17 protein-coding genes are annotated in these 23,850 nt (G+C 60.2%); 11 read left to right on the forward strand and 6 right to left on the reverse strand.

Features of this window, described 5'->3' with window-relative positions; translation table 11 throughout:
* Positions 1-57 precede the first annotated feature (57 nt).
* From mhpT to QN377_RS11695, 6 genes are all read left to right on the forward strand, one after another.
* Positions 58-1,251: a 3-(3-hydroxy-phenyl)propionate transporter MhpT gene (gene mhpT, locus QN377_RS11670; RefSeq protein WP_095020985.1), complete on the forward strand. Its 1,194-nt coding sequence runs from the start codon at positions 58-60 to the stop codon at positions 1,249-1,251.
* Between the two features lie 62 nt (positions 1,252-1,313).
* Positions 1,314-2,585, forward strand: a complete 1,272-nt coding sequence (locus QN377_RS11675; RefSeq protein ID WP_322213047.1) for an OprD family porin — start codon at positions 1,314-1,316, stop codon at positions 2,583-2,585.
* Between the two features lie 93 nt (positions 2,586-2,678).
* Complete coding sequence (locus QN377_RS11680; protein ID WP_237148800.1) at positions 2,679-4,388, forward strand: amidase; 1,710 nt, start codon at positions 2,679-2,681, stop codon at positions 4,386-4,388.
* 776 nt (positions 4,389-5,164) lie between these two features.
* The gene (locus QN377_RS11685) at positions 5,165-6,523 is read left to right on the forward strand and encodes an 8-oxoguanine deaminase (RefSeq protein WP_235574581.1); all 1,359 of its coding nucleotides are present in this window, start codon (positions 5,165-5,167) and stop codon (positions 6,521-6,523) included.
* Positions 6,524-6,619: 96 nt separating this feature from the next.
* Positions 6,620-8,134 carry a nucleobase:cation symporter-2 family protein gene (locus QN377_RS11690; RefSeq protein WP_235574580.1) on the forward strand — a complete coding sequence of 505 codons (1,515 nt, stop codon included), beginning with the start codon at positions 6,620-6,622 and terminating at the stop codon, positions 8,132-8,134.
* A gap of 341 nt (positions 8,135-8,475) precedes the next feature.
* The gene (locus QN377_RS11695; RefSeq protein ID WP_235574579.1) at positions 8,476-8,850 is read left to right on the forward strand and encodes a hypothetical protein; all 375 of its coding nucleotides are present in this window, start codon (positions 8,476-8,478) and stop codon (positions 8,848-8,850) included.
* Between the two features lie 41 nt (positions 8,851-8,891).
* On the opposite strand, the gene QN377_RS11700 is transcribed toward QN377_RS11695, so the two are convergent.
* Together QN377_RS11700 and QN377_RS11705 are read right to left on the reverse strand one after the other, a co-directional pair.
* Positions 8,892-10,103, reverse strand: coding sequence for a YeeE/YedE family protein (locus QN377_RS11700; RefSeq protein ID WP_237148801.1), 1,212 nt, complete (start codon positions 10,101-10,103; stop codon positions 8,892-8,894).
* 72 nt (positions 10,104-10,175) lie between these two features.
* Positions 10,176-11,246 carry a GlxA family transcriptional regulator gene (locus tag QN377_RS11705; RefSeq protein ID WP_248098511.1) on the reverse strand — a complete coding sequence of 357 codons (1,071 nt, stop codon included), beginning with the start codon at positions 11,244-11,246 and terminating at the stop codon, positions 10,176-10,178.
* Positions 11,247-11,327: 81 nt separating this feature from the next.
* Between QN377_RS11705 and QN377_RS11710 the strand changes: the two genes are divergently transcribed.
* Entirely contained in the window at positions 11,328-12,449 is a 1,122-nt protein-coding gene (locus tag QN377_RS11710; RefSeq protein WP_322213054.1) for an aryl-sulfate sulfotransferase, read from the forward strand.
* A 96-nt stretch (positions 12,450-12,545) separates the two neighbouring features.
* Here QN377_RS11710 and rssC read toward each other — a convergent pair whose 3' ends face one another.
* The 3 genes from rssC to QN377_RS11725 form a co-directional block, all read right to left on the reverse strand.
* Positions 12,546-13,028 carry an anti-sigma factor antagonist RssC gene (gene rssC / locus QN377_RS11715; RefSeq protein ID WP_095037038.1) on the reverse strand — a complete coding sequence of 161 codons (483 nt, stop codon included), beginning with the start codon at positions 13,026-13,028 and terminating at the stop codon, positions 12,546-12,548.
* Positions 13,025-14,209: a two-component system response regulator RssB gene (gene rssB, locus QN377_RS11720; protein ID WP_322213056.1), complete on the reverse strand. Its 1,185-nt coding sequence runs from the start codon at positions 14,207-14,209 to the stop codon at positions 13,025-13,027. Before rssB ends, rssC begins: the two co-directional genes overlap by 4 nt.
* Before the next feature lie 342 nt (positions 14,210-14,551).
* Complete coding sequence (locus tag QN377_RS11725) at positions 14,552-15,241, reverse strand: VacJ family lipoprotein (protein ID WP_095037037.1); 690 nt, start codon at positions 15,239-15,241, stop codon at positions 14,552-14,554.
* A 298-nt stretch (positions 15,242-15,539) separates the two neighbouring features.
* Here QN377_RS11725 and QN377_RS11730 point away from each other — a divergent pair, with 298 nt between their 5' ends.
* Complete coding sequence (locus QN377_RS11730; RefSeq protein WP_095000540.1) at positions 15,540-15,803, forward strand: DUF4404 family protein; 264 nt, start codon at positions 15,540-15,542, stop codon at positions 15,801-15,803.
* Positions 15,804-15,880: 77 nt separating this feature from the next.
* Here the strand turns inward: QN377_RS11730 and QN377_RS11735 are convergent, their stop codons facing one another.
* Complete coding sequence (locus tag QN377_RS11735) at positions 15,881-20,737, reverse strand: NAD-glutamate dehydrogenase (protein WP_323567627.1); 4,857 nt, start codon at positions 20,735-20,737, stop codon at positions 15,881-15,883.
* A 434-nt stretch (positions 20,738-21,171) separates the two neighbouring features.
* On the opposite strand from QN377_RS11735, the gene QN377_RS11740 reads away from it, so the two are divergent.
* From QN377_RS11740 to QN377_RS11750, 3 genes are all read left to right on the forward strand, one after another.
* Positions 21,172-21,528: a hypothetical protein gene (locus tag QN377_RS11740; RefSeq protein WP_322213057.1), complete on the forward strand. Its 357-nt coding sequence runs from the start codon at positions 21,172-21,174 to the stop codon at positions 21,526-21,528.
* 150 nt (positions 21,529-21,678) lie between these two features.
* Positions 21,679-22,425 carry an amidohydrolase family protein gene (locus QN377_RS11745; protein WP_322213058.1) on the forward strand — a complete coding sequence of 249 codons (747 nt, stop codon included), beginning with the start codon at positions 21,679-21,681 and terminating at the stop codon, positions 22,423-22,425.
* 464 nt (positions 22,426-22,889) lie between these two features.
* Entirely contained in the window at positions 22,890-23,849 is a 960-nt protein-coding gene (locus tag QN377_RS11750) for an AAA family ATPase (protein ID WP_016780594.1), read from the forward strand.
* The last annotated feature ends 1 nt before the right edge of the window (position 23,850 follow it).

The raw sequence follows: 23,850 nt of genomic DNA on the forward strand, positions 1-23,850 counted from the left end.
ACAGAAACAGGGGTTAACGCTGCTTCATCCATAACAACAATAAAACGGGTACAGCCCATGACTTCACTCAATCTGCAAATGGCCCGCACCATCGGCCTGTGTTTTCTCGTTGCCCTCATGGAAGGCCTCGATCTACAGGCCGCAGGGATCGCTGCTCAAGGCATGGCTGCCGCGTTCGAACTGGATAAATTACATATGAGCTGGGTGTTCAGCGCCGGAATTTTCGGCCTGTTGCCCGGTGCGTTCGCCGGTGGGTGGCTGGCTGACCGCATTGGCCGCAAACGGGTGCTGATGGCCTCGGTGGGGCTGTTCGGGGTGTTCTCCCTTGCCACCGCATTGGCCTGGGACATTAACAGCCTGCTGGTCGCACGCTGCCTCACCGGCGTTGGCCTCGGTGCCGCCCTGCCCAACCTGATCGCCCTCACCAGCGAAGTGGCTGGCCCGCGCCTGCGCGGCACGGCGGTAAGCCTCATGTATTGCGGCGTGCCTTTGGGCGCCGCGCTGGCCGCCCTGATCGGCATCGCCGACCTGGCCGGTGGCTGGCAAGTGGTGTTCTACGTCGGTGGCGTGGTGCCGCTGTTGATCGTGCCACTGCTGGGGCTCTACCTTCCCGAGTCGCAGCAGTTTCGCAACGTTCAGGGCGAGGCGCCCATCGGTGTGGTTCAGGGTTTATTTCGCGAGGGCGCGGCACTGCCGACTACGCTTATCTGGGTTAGCTATTTCTTTACCCTGATGGTGGTCTACATCCTGATCAACTGGCTGCCCAGCCTGGTGATCGGCCAGGGGTTCACCGGGCGCCAGGCCAGCTGGGTGATGCTTGCCCTGCAAATTGGCGCAGCAGCCGGCACCCTGTTTCTGGGCTGGGTCATGGACCGCCTGCCCGCCTGGGCGCTGTCGGCACTGATCTATGTGGGCATCCTGGTGTCACTGACCGCCCTTGGGTTGGCGAGCCATCTGCCGGGCATGCTGGCGGCGGGCTTTATTGCCGGTTTTTTTGCCACCGGAGGTCAATGCGTGCTCTACGCCCTGGCACCGCATTTCTATCGCCCCTCGATACGCGCCACGGGCGTGGGCAGCGCAGTGGCCATCGGTCGCCTCGGTGCCATGAGCGGCCCCTTGGTGGCCGGCAAGATGCTCGCGCTGGGCACCGGCACCGCCGGGGTGATGCTGGCGTCGGCGCCAGGCATCGTGATTGCGGCCGTGGCCATGTTTTACCTATCGGTGCGGCGCAACGCAGCATCACCCGACTGACTACCTGCGCGCCGAAAGGCGCGCAGTGCTCCACCCCCCATAACAATAAAAGTGAACCTGCCATGCTCAAGACTGTTCTTCGGGCGCTCAGCGCCTGCACCTGGGTTTTATCCATGACCACGGCTGTGGCCAGCGGTTTTGTCGATGACAGCCACGCTGACCTGGTGATGCGCAACTATTACTTCGATCGTAACTACGTCAATGCAACCCCGCAGGCTGCGGCCCGAGAGTGGGCACAGGGTTTTATCCTCAACCTGCGTTCGGGCTACACCGAAGGGCCGGTGGGCTTTGGCCTGGACGCGCAAGGCTTGCTCGGTGTGCGCCTGGATTCCTCACGCGCCCGCACCGGCACCGGCCTGCTGCCGTATGACGCCAACACCCGCGAGCCTGCCGATGAGTACTCGGAACTGGGGCTGACCGCCAAGGTTCGCGCCTCGCAAACCGAGCTGCAAGTGGGCACCATCAGCACCTTTTTGCCGATCGCATTCGCCAGCCCTACCCGCCTGCTGCCGCAAACGTTTCGCGGCGCGTATCTGAAGTCCCAGGAAATTGATCAACTCACGCTGCACGTCGGCTGGCTGGACCGCATCAACCTGCGTGACTCAACCGACTACCAGAAAATGTCGGTCGGCTCGCCCAATGGCCGCTTTAATGGTACGGCCGAGTCCAACCGCTTTATGTTTATCGGCGGTGACTATGCCTGGTCAGCGCAACTGACTCTCAAGTACTACCACGCCGAACTCGCGCAGCTGTACCGCAAGGACTTTTACGGCTTTGTCGATAATCGCAAGCTGGGCCCCGGCAGCCTGAAAAGCGATTTTCGCCTGTTTGTCACCGACGAAGACGGTGCGGCCAAAGCCGGGACGGTGGACAACCGCAATGCCGCACTGATGCTGACCTACAGCCTGGGCGCCCATAAATTCGGTGCCGGTTATATGCAACTGACTGGCAAGACTGGCATGCCGTATCTGTTTGGCACCGAACCGCTGGTGATCACTGAAGGCACCCTCAGTTCCGAGTTCCTCAACCCCAAGGAACGCAGCTGGCAGGTGCGCTATGACTACAACTTTGCCGGGATGGGCGCGCCGGGCCTCAACGGCATGCTGCGCTACGTGAGTGGCGACAATATCGAGCTGGCCAGGTTTGGCGGCTCGAACCTGAGTGAGAGCGAAAAAGACATCGAGCTCTGGTATGTCCTGCAAAGCGGCCCGCTCAAGGATCTGTCGTTGCGCCTGCGCAACGCCTGGTACCGCAACGACTTCACCGCCCAGGCCAGCCACCGCGATGACAACGAGCTGCGGCTCAATATCGATTACACCTGGAAATGGTGGTGACTATTTGCGACCACAGATGCGACATGGGCTGGCTGTACAGGCAGGAGTTTCGCTAAGCTCTGCGGTTTCCCATTGTCCTCAAGCGGTAAGCCCATGATTGAAGTCACCGAGGTGTCCATAGCCCAACTGCGCGCCGCGCTCGAATCCGGCCAGACCACGGCGGTAGAACTGGTACAGGCTTATCTGGCGCGGATCGACGCCTACGACACGGCTGACACCCCCACCGCCCTCAATGCCGTGGTGGTGCGCAACCCCCAGGTGCTGAGCGAGGCGCAGGCCTCCGACGAGCGCCGGGCCAAGGGCCAGACCCTCGGCCCGCTGGACGGCATCCCCTATACCGCCAAGGACAGTTACCTGGTCAAGGGCCTGACCGCCGCGTCGGGCAGCCCGGCCTTCAAGGACCTGGTGGCGTACCGCGATGCGTTCACCATTGAACGCCTGCGCGGTGCCGGTGCCATCTGCCTGGGCAAGACCAACATGCCACCCATGGCCAACGGCGGCATGCAGCGCGGGGTCTATGGCCGCGCCGAAAGCCCGTACAACGCTGACTACCTCACGGCCCCCTTCGCTTCCGGCTCGTCCAACGGCGCAGGCACGGCCACGGCGGCCAGCTTCTCGGCCTTCGGCCTGGCGGAAGAAACCTGGTCGAGCGGGCGCGGCCCGGCTTCAAACAATGGTTTGTGTGCCTACACCCCTTCACGGGGTGTGATCTCGGTGCGCGGCAACTGGCCGCTGACGCCGACCATGGACGTGGTGGTGCCCTTTGCCCGCACCATGGCCGACCTGCTCGAAGTGCTCGATGTGGTAGTCGCGCAAGATACTGATACCCGTGGAGACCTGTGGCGCCTGCAGCCCTGGGTACCGATCCCGAGCGTGGCTTCGGTGCGTCCGGCCTCCTATGCACAACTCAATGCCGGCAGCGAAGCGCTGGCCGGCAAACGCTTTGGCGTACCGCGCATGTATATCAATGCCGACCCCGAGGCCGGCACATCCGAAGCACCGGGCATCGGCGGCCCGACCGGGCAGCGCATCATCACCCGCGCCTCGGTGATCGACCTGTGGCAAGCCGCGCGCAAGGCCATCGAAGCCCAGGGCGGCGAAGTGATTGAAGTGGACTTCCCGCTGGTCTCCAACTGCGAAGGCGATCGCCCCGGCGCGCCAACCGTGTTTACCCGCGGACTGGTGTCCAAAGCGTTTATGCATGACGAGCTTTGGGAGTTGTCCGCATGGGCGTTCGATGATTTTCTGCGCGCCAACGGTGACCCGAAACTCAACCGGTTGGCCGACGTTGATGGACCGCTGATTTTTCCTCACGACCCGGGCACCCTGCCCAACCGTGAAGACGAACTGGCGGCAGGCATGGATGAATACGTGCGCATGGCCCAGCGCGGCATTACCCCGTGGGATCAGATCAGTACCGTGCCCGACGGTCTGCGCGGCCTTGAAAAAACCCGGCGCATCGACCTGGAAGACTGGATGGACCGCCTGGGCCTGGATGCCGTGCTGTTCCCGACCGTGGCCGATGTGGCCCCGGCAGATGCGGATGTGAACCCGGCGTCGGCAGATATCGCCTGGAGCAATGGCGTGTGGGTGGCTAACGGCAATCTCGCCATCCGCCATCTGGGCGTACCTACCGTGACCGTGCCCATGGGCGTGATGGCCGATATCGGCATGCCGGTGGGGCTGACATTTGCTGGTCGCGCCTATGACGATTCGGCGTTGCTGCGCTTTGCTTCGGCATTTGAGGCAACCGGCAGCAAACGCATGATCCCGCCGCGCACACCGCCATTGTCGGGTCGTTAACAGGAGGATCTCGTCAGCGGTCGTAAATCCGCTACACGCGCTATGCCTGATAAACCGTGGAAGCTGATTTTACGACTGCTTCGCAGCCGATCGCAGCCTCGCAAGGCTCGTCAGCTGCTACGGACTTCGTCACCCATCCCGGGTGTACCGCGTGTAGCCGTTGACGAGTAGAACGAGGCTACGATCGAGATGGTGCGCCACTGCGACGAAGCGGTCGCAAAACCGGTACACGCGGTAAGCCTGATTAACCGTGGAAGCTGATCTTACGGCTGCTACGCAGCCGATCGCAGCCTCGCACGGCTCGTCAGCGGCTACGGATTTCGTCACCCATCCCGAGCGTACCGCGTGGATTGCAGGCTCGCTCCCACATAACCCGCCCTGTACACACCTGTAACCACCCGCTCCTGCTCGACTCTCCAGACTCCAGCAAATCCTCACCCTGACCAGACCCCGGTCACAATCGACAACATCACTGCATTTTTAGTTGTATACAATAATAACCAATTCTGGTTACATCATTGCGCGCCTACGACACCGGCAATCGCCGCTGCGTATTGCCACGGTCAACCACCATGCAGCTTGCACAGCCGCTTCAATCCACCGCGCCTTACCGGCGCATGTCATCGCACATTCACTGCGCCCATGGGTGTGCCAGTGAACCGAGCACCCCTGCCCGGCCATGCTGCATCCGGCTGCCAGGGCTTGGCTCAAGCCGAAAACCTATGCCTGCAACCGCATTACGTTGAAAGCAAACTCCAAACGGAAGAGGAATACCCATGGCAAAGACTTTACTGGTCAAAAACGCCGAACTTCTGGTCACAATGGATGGTGAACGCAGGGAAATCAGGCGCGGTGGCCTGTTTATCGAAGACAACCTGATCAAGCAGGTCGGCCCCAGCGAATCCCTGCCGCAACAGGCCGACGTGATTCTGGACATGACCGGCAAGGTGGTTATCCCGGGCCTGGTCAACACCCACCACCATATGTACCAGAGCCTCACCCGCGTTGTGCCGGCAGCCCAGGACGGCGAGCTGTTCAACTGGCTCAACAATTTGTATCCAATCTGGGCACGACTGACGCCGGAAATGATCGCGGTTTCGACCCAAACAGCGATGGCCGAGCTGATTCTTTCCGGCTGCACAACCTCCAGCGACCATCTGTATATCTACCCCAACGGCTGCAAGCTGGACGACAGCATCCATGCCGCTGCAGAGATCGGCATGCGCTTTCACGCCGCACGCGGCAGCATGAGTGTGGGCCGTAGCCAGGGCGGTTTGCCGCCCGACTCGGTGGTTGAGAAAGAAAGCCATATTCTCAAAGAGTCCCAGCGTCTGATCGAGGACTACCACGACCCCCGCCATGGCTCGATGCTGCGCATGGTCGTGGCGCCCTGCTCACCCTTCTCGGTCAGCCGCGACCTGATGCGCGAAGCCGCAGTGCTCGCCCGCCAGTACGGGGTATCGCTGCACACCCACCTGGCCGAGAACGTCAGTGACATCGCCTACAGCCGCGAGAAGTTCGGCATGACCCCTGCCGAGTACGCCGAAGACCTGGGCTGGGTCGGCCCCGATGTCTGGCACGCCCATTGCGTACAACTCGATCAGCACGGCATCGAGCTGTTCGCCCGCACCGGCACCGGGGTTGCCCACTGCCCGTGTTCGAACATGCGCCTGGCTTCGGGAATCGCGCCGATTCGCAGGATGCGCGACCACGGCGTGCCGGTGGGGCTGGGGGTAGACGGTTCGGCGTCCAACGATGGCGCCAGCATGATCGGAGAAGTACGCCAGGCCCTGCTGTTGCAGCGGGTCGGGTTTGGCCCCGATGCGATGTCCGCTCGCGAGGCACTGGAAATTGCCACATTAGGGGGCGCCAAAGTGCTTAACCGCAATGACATTGGTGCACTGGCACCTGGCATGGTGGCGGATTTTGTCGCTTTCGATCTGGGCCATCTGGCCTATGCCGGGGCCCATCACGATCCGCTGGCAGCCCTGGTGTTCTGTACCCCGACCCAGGTCCATACCAGCGTAATCAATGGTCGCGTGGTGGTCAAAGATGGCCAGCTCACCACCGTCGACCTGCCACGGGTGCTGGAACGCCACAACCGCCTGGCCCACCAGTTGGTCAGCGGCGAATAACCCCTTCAGGCCGTTGAGCTCACAACCGGGCTCAACGGATGCAACTGAGAACGTGCTGTTAGACGCATCTAAAATAACAAAAGCGAGCGACTCACCATGACTTCTTCCGCTTCCCCTCGTCCAGAAGACGAAAACCTCGGTATTGGCGCCAACCTGGCTTACGGCCTGCAGCATGTGCTGACGATGTACGGGGGCATCATTGCGGTGCCCCTGATCATCGGTCAGGCGGCCGGCCTTTCCTCTGCCGACGTTGGCCTGTTGATCGCCGCTTCACTGTTCGCCGGTGGCCTGGCCACACTGCTGCAAACACTGGGCATTCCGTTTTTCGGCTGTCGCCTGCCATTGGTGCAGGGGGTGTCCTTCGCCGGTGTCTCCACCATGGTCGCCATCATTGGCGGCGACGGCAGTGGCGGCCTGCCGGTGGTGTTCGGGGCGGTGATCGTGGCTTCGGTGATCGGCCTGTTGATTACGCCGCTGTTTTCCAGCATCACCAAGTACTTTCCACCACTGGTGACGGGCATCGTCATCACCACCATCGGTCTGACCCTGATGCCGGTCACGGCACGCTGGGCCATGGGCGGCAACAGTCAGTCAGCGGACTTCGGCAGCATGGCCAATATTGGCCTGGCGGCAGTCACCCTGGTGCTGGTGTTGCTGCTCAGCAAACTGGGCAGCGCCAGTATCTCGCGCCTGTCGATTCTGCTGGCAATCGTTTTCGGCACACTGGTGGCCACCGCCGTTGGCATGACCGACTTCTCCCGGGTGCTTGAAGGCCCGCTGGTCGCACTGCCCGAAGTGCTGCACTTCGGCATGCCCGAGTTCCGCCTCGCGGCCATTCTGTCGATGCTGATCGTGATTATCGTGACCATGGTCGAAACCTCCGCCGACATCCTGGCCGTGGGCGAGATCATCGAAACCAAGGTCGACGCCAAACGCCTTGGCAACGGCCTGCGCGCCGACATGATTTCCAGTGCCCTGGCGCCGCTGTTTGGCTCCTTCACCCAGAGTGCCTTTGCACAGAACGTCGGCCTGGTCGCCGTAACCGGTATCAAGAGTCGCTATGTAGTGGCCACCGGCGGCCTGATCCTGGTAACCCTGGGGCTGCTGCCAGTGATGGGCCGCCTGGTCGCCGCCGTGCCCACTGCCGTACTTGGCGGGGCTGGCCTGGTGCTGTTTGGCACCGTCGCAGCCAGCGGCATCCGCACCCTGGCCCAGGTGGATTATCGCAACAACATGAACCTGATCATCGTCGCCACCTCGATCGGTTTCGGCATGATCCCCATTGCAGCGCCCAACTTCTACCAGCACTTCCCGACCTGGTTCGAGACCATCTTCCACTCCGGCATCAGCTCGGCCGCAATCATGGCCATCCTGCTTAACCTGCTGTTCAACCATCTGCGGGCCGGCAACTCCGACCAGCAGTCGGTATTCGTCGCCGCCAGCGACCGCATCCTGCGCTCGCGGGATATCAGCTGCCTCAACGATGGTGATGTGTTTCGCGACGGCAAGCTGTTCGACTGCAATGGCAAGGAAGTGCCGGTAGTGGAGTCCGACGAGCACCCTGAACAGGCTCCGGTCTTGCGCAAAAAGAGCTTCGAGCAAGAGCACTAAACCGCCATAAATCCCGCAATGTTGTTCACTTAAGGGATTTCTAACGCTGTGGGAGCGGGCTTGCTCGCGATGGTCGTAAACGATGACGCGTATTTACTGAGTAAATGCGTCGCTCTGAAGACCATCGCGAGCAAGCCCGCTCCCACAATTGAGTAGCGTTGCTCTTAAGTGAACAGCATTGCGATACATGCCGACGGCTGGATGCAAGCAACCGGCCATCGAACTTTTCCCTGATTATCTGTCTATGTGAATACGCCAATCTGCCCGACAAGCGCGAGCCTCCAGGCATTGCGCTGCAGATAGCTACACATTCGAATGATATTCAGAGGTTATCTTCGCTCATGAAATTCCACGCCCCACGGATGGTGCTTTTGAGCCTGTTCGCGTTTGCGGCAATGGGCTCGGCATCTGCCACACCGATAAAGACCTCGCCCGCGGTTTTTGCCACTCAACCTGCAACCGTTGAGGCAACGGCGCCCATGGCAGCCAACCCCTGGCCAACGTTGGCCGGCCAACCACCAGCGGCCCTGCTTGCCCGTGACGATCACAAGCGGTATGACAACCGCTGGCATGCCCGCAGAGACGATCGACACAGAGAAAACTGGCGTCGCGATCAATGGCGCCGCGAGCAAGCCCGCCGCGAAGCCGAGCGCCGTCGCCATGACAGGGCCATGCACCAGCGCTACGACAACCATCACCGCGACTATCGTCGCTGATCAAAAGGGGCTGCTGCACACAGCAGCCCCTGTATGGGAATTCAGCAGCCGCTCAATGCCACCTGTGGCCGCTCGCCGGTAAAGAACAGCGGTCGCAGGCGCACGCCCACAGTGTTGCCGATAAACGCCGCCACCAGCCATACCCAGCCATGCAGGCTGCCCGAGGCAATACCGCTGAAATACGCGCCAATATTGCAGCCGTAGGCCAGACGCGAACCATAACCCAGCAGCAGGCCACCGATCACGGCCGCCAGCAGGGAGCGTGGCGGAATTTTCAGGCTGGGAGCAAAACGTCCGGCCAGGCCTGCTGCCAACAGCGCACCGAGAACGATGCCAATATCCATGACGCTGGTTATGTCTTCCCACACCGGCGCAGCCAAGGCCTTGGCGTTGCCCGGCATCTGCCAGAAGGCCCAACTGCCGACATCAACCCCCAGCCCGCTTGCCGCCTTGGCGCCCCACAGTGCGAACGCCGAAGTAATGCCCCACGGTCGCCCGGCCAGGGCCAGCGTGGCGTAGTTGAGCAGCGCCAGAGCAATCGCCCCCCACACCAGTGGCCACGGCCCGCGCAAGAAGCGACGCAGGCCCTGATGTTCACTGGTCACGCCAGCTTCGAGGGTACCGTGGCGGGACTTTTCCAGGCGCACGGTCAGTGCGGCGATCAGCGCGAACACCGCCAGGCTCAGCAGCAAGGCGGGAACCACGCCGAAGCTTTTGACGATGGAGGTCGCCGGGAACGCAGGCAAAGCAAACCACCAGTCAACATGCTGGGTGGCGATCAATGATCCGCAGATAAAGAACAACAGGGTCACCAGCATGCGCGCATTGCCGCCGCCGACGGTAAACAGCGTACCCGATGCACAGCCACCGCCCAGTTGCATGCCGATGCCGAAAATAAACGCACCGAACAGCACCGACACGCCGATTGGCGCCACCAAGCCGACCACTGGCTGGCCAAACAGGCTGCCGGCTCCCAGCGCGGGGAAAAACAGCACCACGGCCACGGCCAGCATCACCATTTGCGCGCGCAAGCCGGCGCCACGACGATCCTTGATAAACACCCGCCAGGCCGAGGTAAAGCCGAATGCGGCGTGATAAAGGGTCAGGCCCAGCGCCGCGCCGACGATCAGCAACAGCACCTGACGCGCACCGACATTGTTTTGCAGGAAAACAGCGCCCTGCAGCAACAAGATAAAGGCCAACAGCGGCGCAAGCGGCTTGCGCGCAGGGGTTAAGGAAACAGAACTGCTCATGGAAATCCCGATACGTAAGATTTAGCTCGACTGCGAGTGGGACGAGTATACCGCCGGGCGGCGCTGGAGCGTTCAGCCTTGCCGCACAGCACCTGTGCTCTGGTTTCGGTAATCGTGCGGGCTGATGCCCAATTGCTTGTGAAACGCTCGTCGCATGCGCTCTTCCCGACCGAAACCTGCGGTTTCGGCAATCCGTTTGATCGGCTCGCAGGTGGTTTTCAGCAACTGGCAGGCGGCATCAAGGCGCAATAGCTCCACCGCCTGGGCAGGCGTCTGGCCGGTAGTCGCTACATAGGCGCGGGCAAAATGGCGCGGGCTCATGCCAAATTGTTCCGCCAGTCTCTCCACACGCAGATCGCTTTGCAGGTTGGCCGCAATCCACCCATGCAGGCGCACCAGACGCACGTCCGGGTCAGTACCCAGGGCTCGGGACTGGGCATTGAGCGAAGCACTGAGCTGGGGTTGCCTGGCCGAGCGCCAGAGGAACACGGTGAAATATCGCGCCAGCTCAAGCGCGGCATGGGGGCCGAGATCCTGTTCGACCAGGCCCAGCGCCAGGTCGATACCGGCAGCGGCACCCGCGCACGTCCAGAGATTGCCATCGTGCAAATACAGCCCTTCGGTCTGGCACTGCAGCGCCGGGTAGCGGGCTTGCAGTTGCTCGGCAAATTTCCAGTGGGTCACCACCTTGCGACCCTCGAGCAGCCCGGCTGCGGCCAGGGCGAATGTACCTGTACCTATGGAGCACAGCCTGCGTATAGACGCGGCGCGACTGCGTAACCAGCCGCAGACATGGGCGCTGGCTTCGAGGGCTGACACCCCCGGCCCGCCAGCCACTATCAGGGTGTCGATAACCGGCGCCTGCCGGTCGAGTTGTTCAAGGGACAGCGTATTGACGCTGATCCCGGAAACCGAGGTGATCTGGCCTCCTGCCGGTGATACGAGCACCAGCCGATAAGGCGGATGGCTGGCAAAATTGCCACCTAACAGCCGGGGTATGGCGGCGAACACCTCCAGCGGCCCCGCCGCGTTGAGCAGCAATAGCTCATCGAATGCCAGTACCACCACCGTGCGCAACCGGGTGTCCGGTATGGCAGCAAAAGAGGGGTGTTTGGCATGGAGCGCCACGGGTTGCCTCGACATACTCGATTCCACGCAGACGGGGAGCACGACAATGCTCCCCTGTTGCGCACAATGCCAGTGGAACCTTGATGGAATCTGACCATGTCAAAACTGCACAGCACTACCCTGAAGCGCCACAAGACCGGCCTGGTCGGTGTCGATCATGCCCGCAGCGCCGGTGGCTACACGCTGTTCGCTCCGCAAACGGCAGATGGCAATGTATTCCTGATCGACCTGGACGGCGAAATCGTCCACCGCTGGAAGCTGCCTCAACGCCCCGGCCGCGACGCCGTGATACTGCGCAACGGCAACCTGGGTTACAACGGCAACCACCCCGACTCGCCGGACCTGTTTGCGGGCTGGTCGGTCTGGCATGGCGGTGCTTTCAGCGAGGTCACCGCTGAAGGAGAAGTGGTGTGGGAACACACTGACCTGATGCACCATCACGATGCCCAATGGCTGGACAACGGCCATCTGCTCTACACCACCGTTGAACCGTTGAGCCCGCAGCTGGCCAGGCGCGTGGTGGGGGGTATTCCAGGCAGCGAGGCACCCGGCGGGGTGATCTATGCCGATGTGGTCAAGGAAGTCGACCGCCAGGGCCATGTTGTGTGGGAGTGGCGCAGCTGGGAGCACCTGCGCCCTGAAGACTACCCGCTGCATGCTGCGTTTGAGCGCTACCACTGGCCCATGACCAACCCCGTATCGCCGGGCCGCGACGGCAAGATTATCCTCAGCCTGCGCAGCGTCTCGGCGGTGATAGCCATTTCGCGCAGTAGCAGCAAGGTGCTGTGGCGCCTGGGCCATGATCTGGTTGCGCAACAGCACTGCCCGAGCGAACTGGAAAACGGCAACGTGCTGGTATTCGACAACGGTATCTTTCGTCCGCATACCAGCATGCCGCACTCGCGCATCCTGGAAATAGAGCCACTGAGCCAGCAGATCGTGTGGCAGTACGCCGATACCCCGGGTTATGCCTTTTTCACCCCGTTCATGGGCGGCGCGCAACGGCTGCACAACGGCAATACCCTGGTGACCGAGGCCAATTTTGGCCGCTTGTTTGAAGTCACCCCGACGGGAGAAGTGGTCTGGGAATATATCAACCCTTACTTCGCCCCGTATCCGGATGCAGCATCCAGAGCCTATCTGCCGGGTGAAAACAACGCGATCTTCCGCGCGCACCGTTATCAGCGCCGGGAAATACCAGGGTTGGTTGCAAGATAAAAAGCGAAAAGCCCCTCACCACGTCTCTCCCTCCGGGAGAGGCGTGGTGAGGGGCTTTTGATCTTTGACATCCATGCGGGACAAGCCCGCTGGAAATCAGTGCCGCTCGAGTGCATTCACCAGATCATGGAAAGCTTCACGGTTGGAGTCGTTGAGCCCCATCAGAATCTTGTGCGCTTCCAGCACTTTTACCCGCACCACCTCTTCGGTCTGATCCTGCGAAGGCAGGTCAGTCAGACAATCCGGGCACGGGATCGGCTTGCCGATGATGTTGAATACCTGATCGAAGCCCATCGACTCAAGCAGACGGGTAATGTCTTCATGGGTGGTAACCACGGTCGGCAACAGGCCTGTTTTTTGCCGCGACAGGATCGACAGCTTCGCCAGCAAACCCAGGGTGGTGCTGTCGATGCTGCGGGTTTCGGTGAGGTCAATCACGATGGCGTTGAAATTCAGCGCCGTGAAAATCCTCTCGATCGTCGCATCCAGGGCCGAACACAACGTCAGACGCACTTCACCCACAAACTTCAGGACAAAAGTGCCATCCTGTTCGGCGAACTGAATTCTACCGGTACTCATTTAAGATTCCTGCTCAACACCAACAAGGCGATATCATCCGGCATCTCCCCTAGCGTAGCTAATCCAAACACTTTGCGCAGACCATCCAGGCTGCCGCCTGCTGCTTTAACCAGTTGCGGTAAAGCAGCTTCCTTCTCTTTGAGCGTCGGCTCGGTCAAAAGATCCAGGATGCCGTCCGACATCAGGGTAAGGCTGAAGGCTTCAGGCAATTTCAAAACCTGGTCTTCATAGGTGGCTTCGTTGAACAGGCCAACGGGCAAACCCCGCCCTTCCAGATAACGGACACTGTCTGGAGTGTAGAGCACCGGCAGTGGCAAGTGCCCGCCAATGCTGTAGGTCAGCTCTCCGGTTTCTTCATTGATCACACCGCCCACCATGGTGACGTGCTTGCCCAGCTTGCAGTTGATCAGGCCGCGGTTGATGTGCCCAAGCACTTCGGAAGGCTTGAACTCCGGCAAGGTACCATTGCGCCGGGACTCGAACAGCAGGCGCGTGGTCATGAACTTGAGCAGCACCGTGACAAAAGCCGAAGAGGCACCGTGCCCGGAAACATCGGCCAGATAGAACGTTACCCGACGCTCGTCAACCCGGAAGTAGTCGACAAAATCGCCGGACAAGTACAGGGACGGGATGATTTTGTGGGCAAAATTGAACTCATCAGTGGTCCAGGGGCTGACCGGCAGCATGTTCATCTGCACCTGCCGGCCGGCGTTCTGGTCTTCCTGCAACAAATGCAGGCTGGCTTCCAGTTCCCGGTTGGCCGACTCCAGCCTGTCCCTGTAGCGCTGGTTCTCAAGCTGCAGCCGCGCACGGTCCAGGGCACGGTGAACCGAATGCTCCAGCACAGCAAGGTCTTCCAGCGGCTTGATCAGGTAGTCGGCAGCGCCAAGACGCAAGGCCTCGACCACATCACTCATCACCCCGGCACCCGAAATGACGATCACCGGCGTTTGCGCCGACCGCTGGGCGACCTGGCGAATCAGCTCCAGACCACTCATTTGCGGCATGCGCAGGTCACAGATGATCAGATCTGGCTGCTCTTGCTCGAATATCTGAAGGCCTTGCAGGGCACTATTGGCCTGAAGGACGCTGAAGCCGCTGTCTTCCAGGTAGGCCGCCAGACTTGCGCGTACTACTTGGTCGTCATCAATGATCAGCAGCGTGGCACTGGTTTTTTGCATGTGGGCAAACGGCGCCAGAATTAGGTTGTCGTTGAAGCTCGCAAACGTCGGGCTCAACAACTGAAATGGCTTGTGAGCATCCCTGATAAAAATCGACCCTATTGTTCGATCCTGCAAAGGTGCCCGTGTAAGGCGCAGACGGTACTCCCATCCGCGGGGGGTTTCAAGCTCAGGCCGATGGCGGCTTGAGGCGTTCGTCACGTTAAATTACCGGGGGTTATAAGAACCACGTTTACGGCAACTAAAACCTAGGTAATAAAGCCCGCAAAGCCGATTGATTCTCATCTGCAGGCAAGCAAAAAACGGCCATCAGGGCCGTTTTTTGCGCATCAGTCAGACGACTTAGAAATCGTCCACAACCTGCCCGTCTTTGACCTTGAATTCACGGCTTTGCAGATACGCATTGCGGATAAAGATGTATTTATCCCCCGTGATCAGTTTTTCGGCCGACAGCAGATTGGCGCGGGCATCGATGATTTTCATCCCGGCAACGGTATTGCGTGCCGAGACGTCATGCATGTAACGGTAAGGTTCGGCATAGGAGTCCGGGTAGATGCCCAGGGCGTCTCGCACGGTGCTTGGCCCCAACAGCGGCAATACCAGGTAAGGACCGCTGCTCAGCCCCCAGTAGCCAAGGGTCTGGCCAAAGTCTTCGTCATTGCGCTGCAGGCCCATCTTGGTGCCCACATCAAAGAAGCCGCCAACACCGACAATGGTGTTCATCAACAAACGCGCAGTATCCACACCCGCAGCGTGTGGCTTGACCTGCAGCACGTTGTTGGCGAGGTTGCGCACGTCACCGACGTTTCGATACATGTTGTGGATGCCATCCTCCAGAAACTGCGGAGTGATGAACTGATAGCCCTGGGCTATCGGTTTCAAGGCATAGGTATCGAGGGTGTCGTTGAATTTGAACACAACCCGGTTAAACCCTTCCCACGGGTCATCTTCGGTGGCGGCATTGGCCGCCAAAGGCATCATGGCCACACCGGCACAGACAAACAATGGAGCGAGACGAACAGTCCAGCGCATAGCAAAACTCCCTGAAGTTACTCAACACTTGGGCGCTATGCCCTGAGTCAGAACACCAGTATAACGGCAAATGTCTTTTAGGCAGCCCCCAAGCAATCGCCTAAACAGACTTGTATAAAAGATAGACGTTCCCACCGCTGCCGATTCTTTTAAAACCACCCGCCCCCACGACAAAAAACACGCACCGGGGATTTTGATAGAGATCATGCACTTCGCCCGCGAGTGGATTAATCTAGAGACAGATCTTTTGCTCACTTCGAAGGTCTACACCAGAGCCTATCAATAAAGGATGAATGCTATGCCTGCCCGCGATCTGCAAGAACAACTCAATACCTTGCGCGAGCAACTGGAACAGAACCCGCCGCTCACCCAGGAAGAGCGTGAACATTTGAACCAGCTCGCCACACAAATCCAGGCTCAGATCGACATCGAAAAAGCGACCAACGATTCCAGCCTTGCCGACAGCGTCAACCTCGCTGTAGAGCGCTTTGAGGTCGATCATCCCACTCTCGCCGTCACCCTGCGCAGCATTGTGCAAACCTTGGGCAATATCGGCATCTGATTTGCGGTAACCCCCAGAAACAAAAAAGCCCCGACTCATTGCACATGAGCCGGGGCTTTGTTTTGCAACTCAGGCTGTCAGAGCCCTGATTGACCGCTCAACGCCAGGTCCAGCAGTTCGCGGTTGGCCACCGCGTACATCGCATAGTCGTTGCCGGTGGCGGCACGCAGGTCCACCAGCATCGCGCGCCAGCGCTCAACCATGGTGTGGTTCTGCTCAAGCCACAGCGCCAGCCGTGCCTCGATACTCTCCCCGGCATCGGTCATCTGCAGCACCGAAATGGTAATTGCCCGCTGCTGCCAGTCGATATCGTCACGGAACGCTTCGCGGGCCAGGGCCTGCCAGTTGTTCTCCACCGGCAGGTTGCTGATCTGCTGCAAGTACCAGGTCAGGTCCAGTGCGCTGCCTACGGCAAAGTACGTCTTGGCCACGTCCGCAGCATTTTGCCCGGTAACATCCGAAGCCTCGATAATCGGCAACAGGGTATACAGGTGCGTGGTACCCGCCACCATGCGCGCCAGCAACTCCGGCACGCCAGCCTCGACGTAAGCCTGATAGCGGGTCTGCCAGCCTTCGCGGGTCGGCCCTTCCAGCAGTTCATCGAGTTTGAGCCCCAACGCCGCCAGATGCGGGCCGAAATGGGCCACATCCCGTGCAGCATCCAGCTCGTTACGACGGCTGCGCAGGAACCAGCGCGTCGCACGGCGACCCAGACGCATCAGCTCATCCATCAGCGCCAGCTGGACTTCAGCCGCCACCTGATAATCCAGCGCCTCGATCTGCCGGAACCAGTGCGGCAGGTGGAAAATATCACGCACGATGACATAGGCACCCGCCACGTTGGCAGCGCTCATACCCGTCGACTCTTTCAGACGTTCGACAAAGGTGATGCCCATATGGTTGACCAGATCATTGGCAATCTGGGTGCTGACGATTTCACGCTTCAGACGGTGGCGACGCATGGCTTCGGCAAACTTGCTGACCAGCATCGGCGGGAACGCAGTTTCCATGTCACGGGTCAGATAGTCGTCATCCGGTACCCGGGAGTTGAGCAGGGCTTCCTTGAGATCGATCTTGCTGTACGAGATCAACACCGACAGCTCGGCACGGGTCAGGCCGTGACCGGCCGCCACGCGCTCGTTGAGCTGCTCTTCGGACGGCAGGAACTCGATGGCTCGGTCCAGCTTGCCACGGGCTTCCAGATCGTTCATCAGGCGCTTGTATTCGGCAATCCGCTCATACGCCTTGCGTGCCGCCAGGGAAATGGCCTGGGTCTGCTTGTAGTTGTTGCCCAGCACCAGACCGCCCACTTCGTCGGTCATGCTGCCCAGCAACTGGTTGCGCTGCTTCTCGGTCATATCGCCGGCCTGCACCACTTCATTGAGCAGGATCTTGATATTCACTTCGTGGTCAGAGCAGTCCACGCCGCCGGCATTATCGATAAAGTCGGTGTTGGAGCCGCCGCCATTGAGGTTGAACTCGACACGGCCCAGCTGGGTCATGCCCAGGTTGCCGCCCTCGCCCACCACCTTGCAGCGCAGCTCATTGCCGTTGACACGCAATGCATCGTTGGCCTTGTCGCCGACATCGGCGTGGCTTTCGCTGCTGGCCTTGACGTAGGTACCGATACCGCCGTTCCACAGCAAGTCCACCGGTGCCTTGAGCAAGGCATTAAGCAGTTCGGTGGGGGTCAGCCTGTCAGCGTTAATCGCGAAGCGTTCTTTCATCTGCGGGGAGATGGCGATGCTTTTCGCGCTGCGCGAGAAGATCCCGCCGCCCGCCGACATGATGCCGGTGTCGTAGTCCGACCAGGCCGAACGCGGCAGGTCAAACAGGCGCTGACGCTCGGCGAAGCTATTGGCAGGCTCCGGATTCGGGTCGATAAAGATATGCAGGTGGTTGAACGCCGCGACCAGCTGCAGCTTGTCGGACATCAACAGGCCGTTGCCGAACACATCACCGGCCATATCACCGATGCCGACCACACTGATGCTGTCCTGCTGGACGTTGATTCCGCGTTCCTTGAAGTGGCGCTGCACGCCAACCCAGGCACCCTTGGCGGTAATGCCCATCTTTTTATGGTCATAACCGGCCGAGCCGCCCGAGGCAAACGCATCGCCCAGCCAGAAGCCGTAATCAATGGCAATACCGTTGGCAATATCGGAGAAGGTTGCGGTGCCCTTGTCGGCAGCCACCACCAGGTAGGGGTCATCCTCATCGTGACGGACCACGTTCAACGGCGGTACCAGCGCGCCGTCCTTGAGGTTGTCGGTGATGTCCAGCAAGCCGGAAATAAAGATCCGGTAGCAGGCAATCGCCTCGGCCTGGATCTCGTCACGACCGCCGCCCAATGGCAGGCGACGCGGCACGAAACCGCCCTTGGCACCCACCGGCACAATGACCGAGTTTTTCACTTGCTGGGCTTTTACCAGGCCCAGCACTTCGGTGCGGAAGTCTTCTTCACGGTCCGACCAGCGCAAGCCGCCACGGGCCACGTTGCCGAAGCGCAAGTGCACGCCTTCAACCCGAGGCGAGTAGACGAAGATTTCAAACTTCGGCACCGGCCTTGGCAGCTCGGGAATCAGGTGCGGGTTGAACTTGAAGCTGAAGTACGAACGGTTGTGACCGTTGCCATCAGGCTGATAGAAGTTGGTGCGCAACGTGGCTTTGATTAAGTCCAGGTAACGACGCAGGATACGGTCTTCGTTGAGCACCTGAACATCGTCCAGGGCCGTCAGGATCGCCTGTTCCAGACGCAGTTGCTTGTCTTCGAGGTCTTCCGCCGTCAGCTTGCGCGCCAGATAGAAGCGGGTCTTGAACAGCCGGGTCAACTCACGGGCGATGTCGGTGTGGTTGTTCAGGGTGCTGGCGATATAACCCAGGTCAAAACCCAGGCGAATCTGCTTCAGATAACGCGCGTAGGCACGCAGCAGCGCCACGTCGCGCCATGGCAGGCCGGCAGTCAGTACCAGGCGGTTGAAGGCATCGTTCTCGGCATCGCCGCGCACGATATGCACGAACGCATCCTGCAGCGTGTCGTTGAGTTGCTGGATATCCAGGTTCAAGCCTTCGCCAGCGGTAAAGGCGAAATCATGGATCCAGAATTCGCGACCGTTGGCGTGCCGCAAACGGTACGGGAACTCGCCCAGCACACGCAGGCCGAGGTTTTCCAGAATCGGCAGCACGTCGGACAGGGCCAGCGGCGTGTCGGCGTGGTACAGCTTGCAATGCAGTTCCTGACCGGCGCTTTGCCCCAGCGGCTGGTAGAAGCTCATTACCAGCGGGTTTTTTTCGCTCAGGCTCATCAAATGCTGCATGTCGACCACGGCCGAGTGCGCAGCAAAGCGCTCGCGGTAACCTGCCGGGAAGCCTTTCGGGAAGTCGGCCAGCACCTTGGTGCCGTTGGCCTCACCGAAGCTCTCGACCACCAGGCTGGCGTAGTCGTCCTGCCAGCTGCGGCAAGCCTGGATGACTTCTTTTTCCAGCAGCAACGGGTCGATATCGATGCGGTTTTTTGGATCAACCCGCAAAATCAGCTGCACACGGGCCAGCACCGATTCCGAGAAGAAGGTCCAGAATTCGCAATCCGAAGCCTGCAGGCGCTCCATCAGCACCTGCTGGATTTTCTGCCGCACTTCGGTGGAGTAGATATCACGCGGCACATAAGCCAGGCAGTAGCAGAAGCGGCCATACGGGTCTTTGCGCAGGAACACGCGAATCTTGTTGCGCTCCTGGATCTGCACAATCGACATCACGGTGGTGAACAGCTCATCCACCGGGGTCTGGAACAGGTCGTCACGGGGCAGCACTTCCACCACCTGGGCCAATTCCTTGCCCAGGTGCGCCTTGGCCTGGAAGCCCGAGCGACGCTCGATCTCCGCCACCTTGCGGCGGATATACGGGATCACTCGCACGCTCTCGCCATACACCGAAGAGGTGTACAGCCCCATAAAGCGGCATTCCTTGATGACCTTGCCATCGGCATCGATCTGGCGGATCGACACATAGTCCGGGTAAGCCGGGCGATGCACGCGGCTCGGGTGTGCGGCCTTGGCGAACGACAACAGGGTCGGCATGCGCAGGTAGCTGACGGCGTAATCTTCGATACGCAGATCTTCGGCAGTCAGGCCCGCTCGCAACAGTTTGGTCAGACCGAGGAAGGAGTCGGCGTCATATTCAATATGCCCGCCATCCGCCTCATCACGTACCACAAATTCTTCGTAGCCCAGGAAGGTGAAGTGGTTACCCACCAGCCATTCCAGGAAGCTTTTGACTTCGGCTTTCTCATCGGCATCGACGGCGTACTGGCAGTGGTCGGCACTGGCCAGCAGCTCCTGCACCTTGGCCTTCATCGGCTCAAAGTCAGCCACGGCGACCCGCACTTCACCCAGAACCTGCTCCAGCTCCTTGCTCAGCACATTCAATTCGGCGGCGTGGGCGCAGCGATCGATTTCCAGGTACATCAGCGACTCTTGCGAGACGCCTTCCCCCGTGCTGCCCTTGGGCAGGATTTCCAGCAGCTCGCCTTTGGCGCCGCGACGCACGCTCAACACTGTGGTTTGCAGGGTATGGATGCTGTAACCACGACGGTTCAGCTCGGTACGCACCGAGTCCACCAGAAACGGCAGGTCGTGGTGCAGTACTTCAACCGCGGTGTGGGTGGACTGCCAGCCGTGGCGTTCGTAGTCGGGGTTGAACACCCGCACTTGCGGCTGGGCCGGGTCGAAGCGCTCCAGCAGGCGCCATGCCGACAGCGTGCAGCCCGCGAGGTCGGACATGCGCCGCTGTGTAAGTTCATCCAGAGAAATGATGCCGAAGAATTGCTCAGCGAACAGCGCCACTTGTGGCAGTGCCTGTTCACTGATGTGCTGCGCCAGTGCTGCTTGCAGTTGATGCTGGAAGTCGGCTTTGCTGGCTGCGGTGAAGAACGCCATCTGTGGTACTCCGCTTGGGCTTGTTATTGAGAGAAGCGTCGCGTGTTATTCCCGCGTGAGGAGGTGAAGCTGGCCGTGACCCACGGGTCACATTCACCTGCAAGGATGGTGATCTACAAAAACGACTGCCGGCTGAACAGGCTGTGTCTTTAGAGATAACAATCACCGCGCAGCTTAACGATTGAGCTGCACGGCCTGCTTACGGTGCGGAGACATATTCGGTCATCGGGACGCAACAGCAAGCGCGACCTCTGAACAACCCTAGCATCGGGGGAACGAAAAACCTTCATAAAAGCGCCTTAGTTTCTATAGCCAGTAGCAGAAATGACTGACCATTTACCCTGTTGTTCCATTCAAACCTGCACAAATCGGTTCAGGCTGGCAAAATTGGCCTCTGATCGACCTAGCCGCGCCCAGAGCGCCAGGAATTACCCATGCGAATGACCACCGACCACCTGCTCGCCAACCCGTGCGACGACGAAGAAGACAACATGGCGATGCTGTGTTGCCACACCAATGGGGGCGAGATGTTTCTGATGACCCGCTACCCTGACGAAGACGAGCTGGAAATCACCCTCGAGGACGAACCATCGACCCTGGACGGGGTAAAAGTCACCCTGAGCCCTACCCGCCTGCTGATCGAAATCGGCGCAGGGGATACTGATGTGCTCAAGGGCGATGACCATCTGGAAATCCTTCACAGCACCGCCGCCGCTGACCTGGCTGAAGTTGAACTGACCCTGCAGAACATCCTCAAGGGCACCGGCACCTATATCAGCGAGCTGAATTAATCCTCCATGAGGAAGGGAATCTTGCAGGGCACATTGTGGGAGCGAGCCTGCTCGCGATGCAGGCGATGCGATCTGTCTGGCCCAGCGCACTGATACCATCGCGAGCAGGCTCGCGCCCACAGTCATGCATTTCCACTGGAGCTCACCACCATGCCCCCGATCTTCGATGCCCACTGCCATATCATCGACAGTACTTACCCGCTGATTGCCAACGAGGGTTATGTACCCGATTTTTTCAGTGTCGATGATTACCTGGCCCGGGCCACACCCCTGGGTATCGTGGGCGGCGCGGTGGTATCGGGTTCCTTCCAGGGCTATGACCAGAGCTACCTGATCGCGGCACTCAAACGCCTGGGGCCGGAGTTTGTAGGCGTGACCCAGTTGCCCGCCAGTGTCACCGATGCCGAACTGGCAAGCCTGCATGGCCACGGCGTGCGCGGTCTGCGGTTTAACCTCAAGCGCGGTGGTTGCGAGCAACTTGACCAGCTCGAATCACTGGCCATGCGCGTGCATGAGCAAGTGGGCTGGCATTCGGAGCTGTATATCGACTCACGGGAGCTGGCAGGGCTGGAGGACCGTTTGCGGCGCCTGCCCGCGCTGAGCATCGACCATCTTGGGTTAAGCCATGAAGGCCTGCCCAGCCTGCTGCGCCTGGCAGAGCACGGTGTACGGATCAAGGCCTGCGGCTTTGGCCGGGTTGATTTTGCCGTAGCCCCCGTGCTGCAGCAGATTCACAGCAGCAACCCCGATGTACTGATGTTTGGCAGCGACCTGCCCTCGACTCGCGCCCCCCGTGGATTCGAGGCCAGCGACATTACCCTGCTGGCAGATGCCCTGGGCGAAGACGGCGCGCACAAAGCCCTATGGCACAACGCCCGCAGTTTTTATGGTCTGTAACCTTATACTCTATTGCCGGTCAACCCTCCCTGCTCGCGAACGACCTTCGCGAGCAGGCTCGCTCCCACAGTTGCAGTTTTTCCTGTAGCCGCTGAGGAGCGTAGCGAGGCTGCGTCCGGCTGTGCAGCAGCCGTAAAGTCAGCATCTGCGGTTATTCAGGTATACCGCGTGTTGCGGATTTGCGACCGCTACGTCGCAGTGGCGCACCATCTCGATCGCAGCCTCGTTCTACTCGTAAGCGGCTACATGCGGATGGGTAGCGAAATCTGTAGTTGCTTCGCTCCTCAGCGACTACAAGAACTCCGCACAGATGAGCACCATTCTCAACAACCCGCACATTTAAGATTTTTCCTACAAAAATCCCAACCGCCATTAGTCCGCAAGGCCTCCAATGGATTAAAGTAACGCCCCCAACCCCGGCGTAATTCTTACGTCTCCGGTGTCCTTTTCAGGAACAGTCATCGATGGAACATCGTGAAGCGCTATTGGCGCTGCGAACCTTTCTTTCAACCCAGATCCTCGGTCAGGAAAAGTTGATCGACCGCCTGCTGATCGCGCTGCTCGCTGACGGCCATATGTTGGTCGAAGGCGCACCCGGCCTGGCCAAGACCAAGGCTATCAAGGAGCTGGCAGAAGGCATCGAAGCGCAGTTCCATCGCATCCAGTTCACCCCCGACCTGTTGCCTGCCGACATCACCGGCACCGAGATCTATCGCCCCGAAACCGGCAGTTTCGTGTTTCAACAAGGGCCGATCTTCCACAACCTGGTGCTGGCCGATGAAATCAACCGCGCCCCGGCCAAGGTGCAATCGGCGCTGCTCGAAGCCATGGCCGAACGCCAGGTCAGTGTCGGGCGCAGTACCTATGAGCTGTCACCGCTGTTTCTGGTGATGGCCACGCAAAACCCCATCGAGCAGGAAGGCACCTACCCGCTGCCCGAGGCCCAGCTCGACCGTTTTCTGATGCACGTTAAAATCGGCTTCCCGGACGCCGCCGTCGAACGCCGCATCCTCCAGCAGGCCCGCGGCGAGGCGCTCAACGGCGAGACCAAGCCCGAACGCCGGGTCAGCCAGCAAGCCATCTTCGCCGCGCGCAAGGAAATCCTCGGCCTGTATATGGCTGATGCCGTGGAGGAATACCTGGTGCAGTTGGTGATGGCCACCCGCACCCCGGGCAAATTCGATCCGGAAATGGCCGAGTGGATCGCCTACGGCGCCAGCCCCCGCGGCTCGATTGCCCTGGACCGCTGCGCACGGGCCCACGCCTGGCTGGCCGGGCGCGATTTTGTCAGCCCCGAAGATATCCAGGCCGTGCTGTTCGACGTGCTGCGCCATCGCATCATCCTGTCCTTTGAAGCCGAGGCTGCCGGAATCGACCAGGACCGCGTGGTCCAGCGTATCCTCGACGTCGTGGCCGTTGCCTGAC

This window comes from Pseudomonas sp. CCC4.1, from assembly GCF_035019225.1.
In the GTDB taxonomy this organism is placed as follows: Bacteria; Pseudomonadota; Gammaproteobacteria; order Pseudomonadales; family Pseudomonadaceae; genus Aquipseudomonas; species Aquipseudomonas bubulae.